This window comes from Mesorhizobium sp. WSM4829 (assembly GCF_055811475.1).
On record NZ_JBVVQJ010000071.1, the window covers coordinates 1 to 13,032 of the forward strand.

Consider the following 13,032-nt stretch of genomic DNA (forward strand, 5'->3'; position numbering starts at 1 on the left):
TCATGTGGCGTTGAACACCACGACCTTGGCACATTGCGATGCCGTCTGGGGAGGGCGGCAACCATCCCATCTTCTGCTTGGTTTTCGCCCGATCCGGACTTTTTATGTTCGGCGCTGTCATCAATAATGATCTTGAGTTTGCTGCCAAGCTTTTCAAACCGCGAGACCACGTCTGGCTCGCTCAGATCGTACGCCACGACCCTAACCTCAGTTCCTGCGGCAATCGCCTGATCGAGCGCCTCGAGAATCGCGTGACGCGCCTCAAATCCCATCCATGCCAAGGCAGCGGTCGCCTTCGGGTGGGTAGGAACAAAACTCAGCCCCTTCGCCGCTGATCTAGGAAGCAGAGTGGAGATTTTTCCAGCAGATTCATAGCGATCGACAAACGCTTGGGAGGACACGAAGCCCCGCGTGTAGCTTATGTTCAACTGCCCTGGATAGGTCTCTCGTCGCAACTCAATTGCCGCGTGTTGCTGCTCTCCATAGCTCAATTCATCCTGCTTGTTCATAAAGACAGGCGAGACGCGATAAACAAATTCGCCGTCGAGTTCGGCGCGTGGGAAGTGAACCCATCGGAACTTCTGAATGGGTGACCTTAGGGTGGACATTCGGTTTGGGTCGACCTTTCCACCAAGTCCTGGAAACGCGATGCGATTTTTGAGCGCGTAGAACCGGTCACCTCCCGGTTCCTTATACTCAATAGCAAAGCCCACAAATTCCTTTGGGGGCTTCCCCTCTTCCAGTTCATCGCGATTAGGGCCATCCCGTCGCCCCTGTGCAACTTGAGCGAAAAGAGTGCGGCACTGTTCTTGCCACTTACCTGGAATTCTCCTGCCATATTCCCCTCCCGAAATGACCGTGCCTTTTCTGTTCGTGTCTATGGGCACCCGCGGACCTGAAATGCCTCATTGAGAACCGCAGCCAATCTTATCGCGCCCATGCCGAGCTGACGGTCGAGCATGCCGAGGCTCGACTTGCGGTACTTGCAATCAAAAAGAGCCGTATCCGCAACTTCCCCCCGTAATCAAACTAGCCGTGAGATTGTTTCTGTTTTGTGTGCCGCGCAAACTCTCGGCAGACCTATCTAATACGACAATGTGCATCGATCGATGCCAAAAAGCCAGCGTAAACAAACGTCAAAGTCTGACCGGTGAGCAATAGTCTTATACACACAAATATCGCCGATCTTCATACTTCGTCTCTCGCCCCAACGCTGTTATTGTTGACGCTGGGGGAATCCTTGAGTTCAGGGCCATATCGGTCACCTCATTCAGTCCGTTCGGCTGTGGAGATACGCAGGTTGGTGAGCGCGATGGCCGGAGACGTCTCGGTCGAAGGACGGATTTGCGCTTCGGCCGGCAAGTCGGCACAGATATCATCCCGAGCTGCGAGTCCGAATGACGATACTCCCGCATCCCCTTGCCGCGTTCTAGGGCTCTGATAAGATCGGACTGAAATGCTCGAGGCCGCCTGGTGACTGACCGTTCTCCTTCAAAAGCCCTTACACATGCCGGCGGCGTAGTCTTCCGCTCCCGCGACGGCGCGGTCGAGTTCCTGCTGGTCACTGCGCGCCGTCAGCCGGGCGAATGGGTGCTGCCTAAGGGTCACATCGAGGAGGGCGAGCAGCCCGATCAGGCGGCGGTGCGCGAGGTCGAGGAAGAGGCCGGCGTGCGCACGCGCGTCGTACGGCCGCTGGGCGATATCGAGCTGGCCGTTTACGGCCAGCCCCAGCGCATTGCCTTCTTCCTGATGTTGGCGACCGGGGATGGAGAAGACCGCGAAGGGCGCCACTTTGGCTGGTTCGGGCTAGAGGAAGCGCTCAGTCGCATCACCTTTGCGGAATCGCGCGAGCTGATTGCCCGGGCGGGCGGTCTAGTGGAGAAGGCGCGCTAGCATGAGCGTCACGGCGCAGCGCATTGGTGTGAGGTACCGCGGCAAAGGTTCCGCTAGAGAAGGGCTCAACGCATGAGCATCGGCGAGCTTTTAGTCGAGCTGGTCCTGGCCGGCTTGATCACGCTGGCGGCGCTCTTCTTCCCGGCTTACAGCATGGGGCTGCTCGGTTTCGGGCTTTCGACCGATGTGCTCGCCGTCGCCATCGCGCTTGGCTTCGCGATCGGCGTCATCATCGACCGCTCGACCGACACCATCCTCGAACAGTGGCTCGGTCTGGTCAGGCTCAAATTCGCGGAGAAGGTGACGGCAGAGCGCAACGCGCTCGTCGGGAGCGGCTTGGTTCAAGACGTCTTCCCGGAGGACTGGCTTCGGATCCAGATCCTCGTCAACGGAAGCGAAGCGGCAGTGCACGCCATGGAGGCGCTGCGCACGCGCATTCGCGTCGCCCGCAATATGGTCGTTCTGATGCCGGTGCTCACTGTGTCGGCAATCATCGGCGGCTGGCCGCCGGATACCCATAAGCAAATGGCTAACGCAGAGGCTGCCGTGTTGTTTCCGCTGTTCGAACTCCTCGCGCTCATCTCAGCGGTCGTGATCGCCCGCTGGTGGCTGAAAGCGCCGCGCACCTCGGCAACCGCGGCTGCTGTGCCAAGCCGTGCATCATGGCTTGCGAGCGCCGTGACCGCCTGGTTTGGGTTGCATCTCCTGGCAGCGGCTGCTGCTATCGCGTTCTCGGCCGATAAAACCACGGCGGTAGGCGCCACGGCGGCCGGTTTCCTGCTCACCGCGCTAGCGGCGCTTGCCTGGGAGCGCATGACTGTAAGTTTCATGGCCTTGCTGTGGAATCACAGCCGGTTCACGGATCCCAAGAAGCTGGCCGAGCATATGAGTTCCGGCTCCAGGTCGACCCAAGTGCTATCGCCTGCTATGTCGACAGATTAGCTGACTGACGGCGCTTCGATCTGAAGCCGGGTTCGTCCGCGACGATCTGGGATAACTGGGAAGCCGGTTTTTACACTAGGTACCGATTCTGGAGGCAATTCAGCTTGAACATTGTGGTGTTCTCGGACGGGACCGGCCAGGAGGGTGGTGTTCGAGCAGAACAGCGGATGAGCAATGTTTACAAGCTCTATCGGGCGTGTCGTGTCGGTCCGGAGAGTTCGGTCGCCATCAAGTTTCCTTCTATGACCCAGGACTGGGCACGGAAACGACCGCACAGATGTCGTCCGGCGGGTTCAGAAGCTGCTTGCCTCCGTTTCGGGCACCGGTATCACCGCCAACATTGCGGATTGGCGCGGAACAGGAGAACCTGCCCACGCCTGCAAAGCCGATGCTGCCGCTTCACATGCGGCCCGCTCTGCTGGCGGGAATCGCCATCATCGAGCGCGCTGGACCCGAAATGCTCCGAATGCTGCGTGGTCACATGATGGGTGACAATAGGATCCGGTTCACTGACTCAGCCGAGAGCATGATAGCCCGAACTCGTAAATGGAAAGCTTCATCGCAGATGCACTTAATTTGAAAATCCACCGCCCAAGATTCTCACGTTTAAATGCCAACCCTTAGCAAACCGGCGCATTCTTACGTTTAAATGCCAAGCGACAGCACGTCAGGCGGCGACATGGCCGTCGGTTCATCGCGGAGCTAAGCATTTCGAGGACCTCGTTCGGGACAGAACTCAGCTCGGACTCTGGGGAGTGCGATCTGGTCCAGTTCGGTAAGAAGTTTGGCGACCCTCCGGAACGGTTTGATCTAGCGTTGCTGCATGGGCCTGATCACGAACGTGTCAATCCGCAAACCTTTTTTGCGTCGGAAGCTCGGCAAAAATGTCGGAAGACCGACCAAAAAGCGTATGGGCGAGGCTGCCGGTATAGAGAAAACGGTGCAGCTAGACAGCGCGCCAGCTCGGCATGCGTTTTGCTACGATTCTGCTGTCACCGGGGCGGACGCAATGGCGGATCACTGATTGTCCCGCATGGTGCGTTCGTGACGACGAGTTTCTTGCGGAAGTGCCATCAAAGGTCGTCTCCGCCGGTAGAGACAGTGGAGGTGAGACAGAACTGTGTGGAGGGCATGCTGATACGCGTACGTGCACAGCCGGATTTCCGATCAGTCCAACTGCCGGCTTTTGCATCCTGAGCTTCTCAGAAACCGAAGAGCGCTCAAAGCCGTCGACCTTCTTATCGAACATTTGCGACAGAACCCGAGAGCGACACCCGGGGACACGAAGGAGAAACATCTTATGCGGCGACTGTTTTTGACATATCTGGCGCTTTGTGGGCTGACACTGAGCGCTACCGCTGCCGATGTTCCGGTGATCGCCGATCCGGCAATTGTAGCCGGGGCAGCGGCCCCAGTCTTTTCGTTCGAGGCTGGGCTACGCAACTGGTACAGTACCGGCGAAGCATCGAAGGATCTTTACGACGACAGTGGCACACTGCTGATCTCTCGGCTCACTTACGACCATCTCGATGTGCATTCGAGCGAAGTCTTCTTCAACGCAACCCACAACGACCGGCATTTTCGTCAAGGGCCTCCTCGGTGCGGGCGGAGTCAGCGAGGGCTCTCCCGTCGACGAGGATTTCCCGCCAACAGTCGAACCTTATTCGGATACCTCGAGTGATCAGCGCGGCGGCGACATCACCTATTTCACCACTGATCTGGGATACTATTTCTGGAACACGCCGCGCTACCGCATCGGTGCTTTGGTCGGCTATAACTTCTGGAACGAGCGCTACAACGCTGTCGGTTGCGCGCAGCAGGCGGCTATCTCGCAGATATGCGCGCCAGCTTTGCCGACCAATGTCGGCGTGATCAGCCACGACAACGATTGGCATTCGCTGCGACTCGGCCTGGCCGGGCAGACGCAACTCACCGAACGACTCAGCCTTCTGGCGACGTGGCGTTCCTGTTCACGCGACTAGACGGCCAAGATCGGCACCATTTGCGCCCAGGGATCACCCCCCGTCCTGAAGACGGCGACGGGCATGGGGTCCAACTCGAGGCGGTGTTGAACTACAAGGTCACGGATTTGTTCAACATCGGCGTCGGAGCCCGCTACTGGAGGGTGGCATCTGAAGGTGCCTCGCATTTCGAAGAGACTCCGGCCGGTCGCTCCTCCCACCTCCACCCGCAGGTCGCGGACTGGCAGGCAGAGCGCTACGGCATGTTCGTGCAGGCGAGCATCAAGTTCAACTGAGAAAGGAAACCAGTGGCATCCGCCGGCGCGCCTTTCATTTGCCGAGCTTCCCGGGTCGATTCCGGTAGGGGGCGGAATGACACCCTAAGCGCCACGGCGACGCTCACACGACGCGATATGGCCGGTTTCGCCACACAACAGTCGTTGGATAAGCACCTTGGCAGACGGCAGAGTGCGACCCATAGCTGCCGCTCGTAGATACGGACCGGAATTTCCGGACCCGGCCGAGGCTGACAATCGTCTAAAAAATTCATTGGCTCAACTTTAGCCGCTGCGCCTAATCTTGACCCTCAAGGCCTTTCTGGGCTGCATTGCGGCATTGCGGCGCATACCGACACGATTTACCGCGCTGACGCACGCAACTGCTCCAGCGCGTTCAAACGCCCTCACTTTGGACAGAGACATTCCGCACGCCATACCTGGATGGACTTTCTTGGCCACTACAATCGGCTCATGGCAGCGGACAAGGAAATAGGCTGGCACCCTCGCCCTGCCTCGTGGAGAGCTTCCTCCAAGCACCGCGCGGCGTCGTGAGTGAGGGCTTCGATGTTACGGTGCGATTTGGCCATCAATTCATTCTCGCCTTCGTTAGAAGCTTACCAATGACCGGAACCGCATCAGACGCGCGCTTGAGGACCTGTTCTATCGGCTCCATTGCCAATTCCAGTTGACTGTCAGCGAGTGCCGAAGCGATTCGCTCGGAATTTAGCGTGCAATTGGAAAAGAAGTTTCCGCTGTCGCTGAGATGGAAACTGTGAGGTGATAGCAAATGCGCGAATTCGCGCGCGAGCGGCTTCCATTTCCTGGCCCCGATCGCTTCCTGTCCCAGCCACAGGCACAGCTGTCCCCCACCCGAGCCAACGTAGCGGGAGAGCCAGAAGTAGGGAGCGCTGCCTGCGCTGCCACCGCGATCGTCGGGACCAAAGTCGAGATAAAACCAAGCTTCAGGCTCATCTTCATTGAACCATTCGACGGGTGCAAACCATGGCTCATCGGAGCTAAATTCGCCTCGCCAGCCATGAAGACCTATCCATTCCTCGCTAGCTTCGCATATCTGCCGCCAGAGTCGGTCCCCTAGTGCTTCGATCCGCTTTGCTGCGTCGTCGAGATCTGTGAGATTGTCGATCAGCAGGCGATCGAGTTCAGATGTGTCCGTCATCATTCACCTTAGTGGAATAGCCTGATGTGGTTGGCAAACTGCGTGGCCAATTGGGCTGCCACGCTCGCCCGATTGGAGTGGTAGACTACTTTTCTGATCGAATTGGCTACGTCCCTCCATCGACACGGCACGATGCCTCTAATTGCGGGCGGAGTTAGTTCGGATAGGAAGACCACAGCGCAGTTTGGTCGATGAAGGATCGCGGCCTTTTGTCTTGCAAGGGCAAGATATTGAGCCACCTGGGAGGCCTTGCTTTCCCCTGCGTAGACTTTGACCTCAATAAAGACGACGAAATCTGCACCACTGATCTCGATATCCACGCGGTGTTCGGAGTTCGCAATAGGGTAGTTCTCTCGTGTAACTGTCCGCACGTTGTCCATTTCGAATCCTGCCAATTCGAAACCTCGAATCTTTTGCCAGAAAGAGTGTATGAAAGCATCGCCAAAGCCATGCGATCCCGAAGGGTTCAGAAGCCACGCCAGGACTCGCGAATTGCGAACTTCGTCATGGCCAATGCCTGCGACCGACCAGATGTCGGTCAACTCACCGCGTCTCCGCGCGCTTCGCAACAGCGGCTGCAACAAATCGAGCGTATGGGTCAGGCCTTCCAGGCTTAGCTCCGGTTGTTGAACCTCGACCTTTGAGCGATCTTGGATGAGATGCGGAGTAAGCTTGCGGATGACAGATTGCAGCCGGTCCGGCGTCTCCACTGGTTTCGTTTGCGCGGCCCGCCAGGCATTGATGAACTCACGTAGTCGACTCTCCTGTGCGGCACCGTTCGAGCTAATAATGTTATGATCCAACGCCCTCATTGGTCCGCCGCCAGAGCCAATTCAGCTGTGGTGCGAGCGTCATCCGCGCATTTGGTCTTAGCCATCAGGAGAAATTCCATCATTCACAAACGCATAGCGTTCCTTGATGTAGCTCGCCCAAGCGTCGTCAATTGGTGCCTCGGCGAGCAGGTTGCGGAACAGCACTTCCGTGGTGCGCGATACAAAGCGATCAGGATGAACGAGCAGCGAGCGAAAAAACTCGAACGCGTCGGATGCGCCGCGTCCTGCAAACTTCGGCGACGTTACAGCGTGAAGCTTCCGATTACCCGTTGGCGAGATGTGAAGAACGCGAACAATGTCGGCGTCACCGTTCTTCTCCATCTGATGTGCCAACATCTGCTGGCGCAGAAGCTGATAGAACGGCTCGTAGAAGAAGTCGTCAAGCGACAGGTTGGGATCGGCTCTAAGAGGGCCGTTGGGCGCAAACATCAGGTCCTTGTATCGCGCGCGCCTGGTGACATGGCCACCACTTGGTTCAGCCGCTCCATCCCTTATCCGTGAGCCGTCCCGGAGTGCCGCGCCATAGCTTTCCGTATACTTCCATTCGACAAAAAGGCCCTCGATCCTGCTGGCTGTCCTGTAGCGCATGAAAGCGTCAGCGCTCGTGCAGTTGGCGCCCCGCTGGAGGGTCCCCTTTCTTCCTGCCTCGTTCAGATAGTCTCTCGTGCCTACCCATTCGAAGCCGATATACCAAGGCTCGCCATCCGGGCCTCGCTCCACCTCGAGCATCTCAGGAGGGTCTATTCCAAGCGCGTATCCTACCAAGGAAGAAAGCCTCTCGGAATCCTCAGCCAAGGGCATCAGAAAATTCAGGCAGCAGGACTGTGATGATAACATATGGTTGCTGTGCCGATGCCACGTGATCGCATTGGATCCATCGCGCCGGAAGTAGCGTTCAGCTTTGTCGGCAATGGCTGGGGCGAGATTCGCGGCACGCTCGGCGAAGCGATATGGCACCCCTTTAAACGTGGTTCTGTCAGGTGTTGTCGCGTCGAAATATGAAAGTTGCCGCTTCAGTTCTGCAGTGGGAAAGCGCGGTCGTTCATTCCGGCGAGCATCGATACCTATCGTGAGAGTCACCTGAGAGTCAGCCGCTTTCATTTGAATTTCACTCCGCCGCTATCGTCATTTCGGCTTCGACGCCATCACTATCGCGGACTTCGTCCGAGCTTTCCTCCAAGACGTCGTTCCTTGCCCATCGCCTTCGAACGTCTCGATGGCGGAGCCCTTCGCGCCAGCACCGCGCAGGCGGATCAAGAGGTGGCTCTCGCGCACCAGTTCTCACTCGACGGTCATAACCGCCCGCTCGGAATCATCCTCGTTCGTTGGCCAGGACAAGACACCGGCGACGGTCCCGTTGAGGTTCGCCACAAGCGTGAGCTCCGCTTCCGCAAACCTCAGCTTGCTGAAATCATCGATGATGTTGGGTTCATTGAGGAAGCTACGGTAGGTATATGTACCAGTGACCTCGGTCGGCTCCATTCGCTTCCCCCAACTGCTGCGCCCTCACGACGGCTAGCCCGGCATGGCCAAATTAGACTTCGAGTTCAATCCGGGCGTCCTTGTTGAACGCCAACGACAGCAAGCCGCCGGATTGATCCCTCAGCGAGGCGGCCAAGTCCTCGACGGCAACGAATGTTTCGTAGTTTTCACTGCCCTCCACGAGACTGTCGGACGTGGTGCTGAACCAGAATGTGAAGGGTTTGTCCTCCGCCTCTGGAGCCAGGGCGCGTTTGTTCACGGGGCCGAGCCGTGAATCATAAATCTGCTGGATGACCGTTCGCTCAGGGTTTCCGCTGGAGCCGTTCCCACAGAAAACATAGTGGTCGGCCGACACCTTCCTGCAGAACGCTTCGTCGACGTTGTGTTCCGAGCCATGGTGCTGAACCTTCAGCACATCGACATGGCAGTAGCCCTCATCGAGAAAGCCCGCGAGTTCAAGCCCCTTCAAAATGATGTCCTGCTGGGAATCGCCGGTCAGAAGAAGACGCTTGGCGCCCTCTTCGACCATGAACATCAGCGACGCGATGTTCGGTGTCGTAACGCCCTTGAAATCCTCGATCCCGTTCCAGTCCCTCAGGCTGAAGGCGTCCTGACCAAAGGCGTCGACCTTTCGCCTGATCTCGGCCCGCAGGTCTCGCAGGCGCTGGCGATTATCGACGTTGCGCAGAAAATTGTTCCACCCCTCCCTCAACGCCTCCAACTCGGTCTCCGTCGGACCGACAATCGTAAAACGCAGTGATCCGACTTTGAAGGATTTCTGCCCCTCTCGATACATCAGGAGCCTGGGTTCCTCCCGCGACCGTGGCAACTTATTGACGGGAATGTTGAGCAATTCGGCTGACGCGTACCGTGAAACCTTGATCGCTTCCGGGATCGATACGGCAATCTGTTGCATCTCTGCACCAAGATCGACGAGTTCCGGCACCGAGGTCGCGAGCAGCGCCGGTGCCGCCGCCGCGAGCAGATTCTCGATATCGCCGGAATTCTGCCCGACCTGGTCGCGGAAGGCGTTGTGCCAGATGCCGCCCATCTCCGGCGGGCGAGGCACTTTCGGCGCACGGATCGGCGTGCTGTTCTCCTTATGATGATCGAAGAGACGCCACTCAAGCTCGTCCTCCAGTAGCTGGAGCACGCCGGAGATGTGGTCCTGATCGATATGGGACACATAGACGTAGTCGAGTTTCGCGCCTTGATCGCGGAGCTTGGAGAGCTCTTCGCGAACGCTCTTCTTCATGCTGGACGACATGCCTCCATCGCACAGGATCCGACCGTCCTCGGCACCTTCGAGCAGCAGGCAATCGCCCTTGTCGGATTGGAAAATATGAAGCTTCATCGGGCGCCCCTCACCTCGACGCGTTCGTTGAAGGTCCGCGCTTCATCGATCGCCGCCGCGGGATCGATGACGCCGAAGCCGGCATCGTTGCGCCATTCATAGGAATTGCCCGGAAGTGGGCGAGCGGTGCGCTGGAGGATGCCCGAACACTGTGCTGACGTCAGGTCTTTGTTGACCGCCAGCATCAGGCCGACGACGCCGGCAACATGGGGACTGGCCATGCTGGTGCCGGTCATGCCGATCCACTGCTTGTCGTCCTCGCTGAACCCTTTGGCGGCGACAATTTCCGTTCCAGGCGCTGCAATGTCGGGCTTCGCGCGATCATCGCGCGTCGGCCCCTGGCTGCTCGAGATGTTCATGCGCTGTCGCGCTTCATCCAGGTTCGCAACCGCGATGACGCGATGGGCGCAGGCAAGCGAACTGATCGAATGCGAGTCGACGTTCGACCCTTCTGAAAAGAACGACGGGAACCGGTAGAGCCGCAGGCTGCCCTGTACCCCAATATCGATCGGATCGTCCCGTTCGATCCAGCAGTTGAAGCGCCCGTTCCTGATCTCATCACCAACGAGCCTTACCTTCCAAACCCCCGCCTCGACCCCTCGGAGGCTGTCGGCCTGCAGGTTGGGTGTCAGGTAGATGGCCGCGTAATTGCTACCGTTGGTCGGGTGATAGAGCTCGTTGTAGATCGACACCGTCGTCCCGCTCGCCAGGCGCCGGTTCTGGACATACTCTCGGGGGCGAACCGTGATCCAGTCGGCGCCCAGGCTCGGCGGCTTGACCATAACCGTGATGCGATCCTGGGCGCCGTACCAGATCTCCAGCTCGTTTTCGGACATGTCCTCGATGCCGTTGCCGACGACCGTCCATTCGAGATCGACAGTCAGGCCGCGTGAGGCAATACGGCCGCTTGAATGAATGCGGCCCATGATGAACCCCAAGTCTTCTGCGGTCTCGCCTTTCTCCTGGCCGGCGTTACCCGCCGCCACGGAAATGGCGCGACCTGGCGTCGAGAGCAGCGCGTCAATCCAACGGCAGACGCCGTTCGATCCATCGTGCCCGGCGCCGTTCGTGCCGAGACTGATATTGATTGAGATTGCTTTGCCTTCACGCTCAGCAATCTCAAGCAAGTATTCAACGGCATGGACGATCCGCGACGAGTCACTGAAGGTCGCGCGGCGCTCCTCCGTTTGATCCTTGAGCATTGGGACTGATATCAATACCGCGGCGATCATCGCCTTGGGGCACACGCCGCTGTTTCCGGCCGCTATGCTGGCGACATGCGTGGCATGCGAGCCTTCCGATCGCTGCGATTGCCGCTCGGCGAAGGTGGCTGGAAATCCGCCCTTCTTCTTCGCCCCGGCAATCGCTCGATCCATCAACTCTTTGGTCAGTTCGCTGCCATAGTCGAACTGACTCTTGCCATTTTTGGACGGAGGCTCGCGGAAATCTCCGCCTTGGTCCCAAATCGAGAGAAACCGTGTCTTGCCCGCGTCATCGAGAAAATCCGGATGCGCGAAATCAAAACCGCCGACATCAATTATGCCGATGATAACCCCTTCACCGTCGCGGTGGGCCTTTCGCAGCGACGCGTCAGCATGAAAGCGCGTGGACGGAGCCGAAGCCAATTGCCGCGTGATGACCGGTCGGTCGAACGTTACCGGCTCGGAAGGATGCACAAAGGCGACATTCGGATCGGCTTCAAGCTCGGCAAGCGCGGTAATTGGCACGGTCGCTGACACGAAGTTTCGACGCACCAGGATCTGGCCGCCCAACAACGCCTTGTCCGATGCCTTGGCACTCGCCTGGCCGGCCTGCGCGATACGCTTGACTTGGTCGGTGGCGGCCCGTTCAGCCTTTCCCCCATCGTCCGTGCCACCGTCTCGGTAAAGCTCGACAAACACGTTGACGTAAGACTGATCTGCTTGCTGGGTTGCCGGAAGTTTGGGCCGCTTGGGCAATCGCGCGCGCACCGGGATCTTTGCCGGACTGATCGGGAGGCTCTCGCGAAACTGACAAAGATCGAGGTTCGCGGGGATGCCCAGCGATTCAGCTGACAAACTCGGAGCAGTAGCTACCGTCGAGCTGATGTCGGATCTGAGGAGATTGACTGTCGCCGCCCCGTTTTTCAGGCAACGCAGCCGCGGATGAAGTCTGCGCGAGGTCTCGTCGCTAACCGCCACCGCCTGCCGCCCCCCAAAAGATTAGCCAAGTAACGAACTGCGCGTCAAGTACACCAATTCAGTGTAAATGACCCGCTTGCTCCAGGGAGCAACTCAGTGGCACAAATAATGATGTAAAGCAACAAGTGAATGACACCTATAACAGGTTTTGTCCGCCTTCAGCCCGTCTAATTCTTTTCCGCCTCACAATTCCTAGCAGCCTGTATGCGGAGAGCCGTCGGGCACTCCCCGAGCGCGTCCCGGTCACCCACCTCAGCCAGGCTGATCGTCGGCTCATCTTCGAACAGGGAAAGCCTGATCGCCGTACCCACGAGATTGCGACGCTCGCGGCTTTGCGAGACTGGCTTCGCTCTGCTAACATTTGGGTCGACGGCAGCCGATCGTTCCGGCCGCTCGACGAGCATCTGATGCCGCGGTCGACATTCACCACAATGAAAGAGGTGGATTGTCTCGGGTTGGGCGTCCAAGGTGACGGCGCGCAGTGGCTTGCCGAAGCGCGTCAGATGCTCGACTCAACCTGAAGCGTCTGGGACATAGGGCACGGTCCCGAAAGCTCGAAGGTGTTCGTCTTGAAGCCGGTACCTTGATCGTGACGCCAACGGCTGGCGAGGTTCCGGCGGCGGCCGAGGAACTGAATGCCGAGAGCAGCGAACTTTTTCCGCTGGTTGAAGTGCCTGACCTCTTGAGGGAGGTGCACGAATGGACCGGCTTCGCGGATTGCTTCACGCATGTTCGCACGGGCGACACTCCGAGGAACGTCACGGCTATGTTGGCCGGAGTGCTGGCCGATGCGACCAATCTCGGTCCGAAACGGATCGCGAGCGCATCCGAATGGTTATGTGGCGCGCCACATAACCGTTCTTATGCGTCGGGCGAGATTATGTGGCGGAGCCGCCCTGACCCCTTTCGGGCCGGCCAAACCCAGCTTGCCT

11 protein-coding genes and 3 pseudogenes are annotated in these 13,032 nt (G+C 58.5%); 7 read left to right on the plus strand and 7 right to left on the minus strand.

The genetic code is table 11. From position 1 onward, the window contains the following. Positions 1–887: phospholipase D-like domain-containing protein (locus tag AC0L17_RS33455; RefSeq protein ID WP_473518861.1), on the minus strand; the 887-nt coding region annotated here is incomplete at its 3' end. A 586-nt stretch (positions 888–1,473) separates the two neighbouring features. Here AC0L17_RS33455 and AC0L17_RS33460 point away from each other — a divergent pair. From AC0L17_RS33460 to AC0L17_RS33485, 6 genes and pseudogenes are all read left to right on the plus strand, one after another. After that, positions 1,474–1,893 carry an NUDIX hydrolase gene (locus AC0L17_RS33460; RefSeq protein ID WP_473518862.1) on the plus strand — a complete coding sequence of 140 codons (420 nt, stop codon included), beginning with the start codon at positions 1,474–1,476 and terminating at the stop codon, positions 1,891–1,893. Between the two features lie 72 nt (positions 1,894–1,965). Then, the gene (locus AC0L17_RS33465; RefSeq protein WP_473518863.1) at positions 1,966–2,835 is read left to right on the plus strand and encodes a hypothetical protein; all 870 of its coding nucleotides are present in this window, start codon (positions 1,966–1,968) and stop codon (positions 2,833–2,835) included. A gap of 104 nt (positions 2,836–2,939) precedes the next feature. Further along, a pseudogene (locus tag AC0L17_RS33470) lies at positions 2,940–3,183 on the plus strand (T6SS phospholipase effector Tle1-like catalytic domain-containing protein); the annotation flags it as partial. A gap of 309 nt (positions 3,184–3,492) precedes the next feature. Beyond that, positions 3,493–3,624: pseudogene (locus tag AC0L17_RS33475) on the plus strand (IS30 family transposase); the annotation flags it as partial. 740 nt (positions 3,625–4,364) lie between these two features. After that, positions 4,365–4,817, plus strand: a complete 453-nt coding sequence (locus AC0L17_RS33480) for a hypothetical protein (protein ID WP_473518864.1) — start codon at positions 4,365–4,367, stop codon at positions 4,815–4,817. A gap of 86 nt (positions 4,818–4,903) precedes the next feature. Continuing rightward, the gene (locus AC0L17_RS33485) at positions 4,904–5,092 is read left to right on the plus strand and encodes a hypothetical protein (protein WP_473518865.1); all 189 of its coding nucleotides are present in this window, start codon (positions 4,904–4,906) and stop codon (positions 5,090–5,092) included. Positions 5,093–5,660: 568 nt separating this feature from the next. Here the strand turns inward: AC0L17_RS33485 and AC0L17_RS33490 are convergent. The 6 genes from AC0L17_RS33490 to AC0L17_RS33515 all read right to left on the minus strand — a co-directional run bounded on the left by AC0L17_RS33490 (position 5,661) and on the right by AC0L17_RS33515 (position 12,100). After that, positions 5,661–6,254, minus strand: coding sequence for a hypothetical protein (locus tag AC0L17_RS33490; RefSeq protein WP_473518866.1), 594 nt, complete (start codon positions 6,252–6,254; stop codon positions 5,661–5,663). Between the two features lie 5 nt (positions 6,255–6,259). Next, complete coding sequence (locus tag AC0L17_RS33495) at positions 6,260–7,063, minus strand: PDDEXK-like family protein (protein WP_473518867.1); 804 nt, start codon at positions 7,061–7,063, stop codon at positions 6,260–6,262. A gap of 57 nt (positions 7,064–7,120) precedes the next feature. Beyond that, positions 7,121–8,185: a PGN_0703 family putative restriction endonuclease gene (locus AC0L17_RS33500; RefSeq protein ID WP_473518868.1), complete on the minus strand. Its 1,065-nt coding sequence runs from the start codon at positions 8,183–8,185 to the stop codon at positions 7,121–7,123. Between the two features lie 180 nt (positions 8,186–8,365). Next, positions 8,366–8,566: a hypothetical protein gene (locus AC0L17_RS33505; RefSeq protein WP_473518869.1), complete on the minus strand. Its 201-nt coding sequence runs from the start codon at positions 8,564–8,566 to the stop codon at positions 8,366–8,368. Positions 8,567–8,618: 52 nt separating this feature from the next. Beyond that, positions 8,619–9,920, minus strand: a complete 1,302-nt coding sequence (locus AC0L17_RS33510) for an MBL fold metallo-hydrolase (RefSeq protein WP_473518870.1) — start codon at positions 9,918–9,920, stop codon at positions 8,619–8,621. Continuing rightward, positions 9,917–12,100: a S8 family serine peptidase gene (locus AC0L17_RS33515; RefSeq protein ID WP_473518871.1), complete on the minus strand. Its 2,184-nt coding sequence runs from the start codon at positions 12,098–12,100 to the stop codon at positions 9,917–9,919. The genes AC0L17_RS33510 and AC0L17_RS33515 overlap by 4 nt, the downstream gene beginning before the upstream one ends. 200 nt (positions 12,101–12,300) lie before the next feature. Between AC0L17_RS33515 and AC0L17_RS33520 the strand changes: the two are divergent. Next, positions 12,301–13,032 (plus strand): annotated as a pseudogene (locus AC0L17_RS33520) (Tn3 family transposase); the annotation flags it as partial.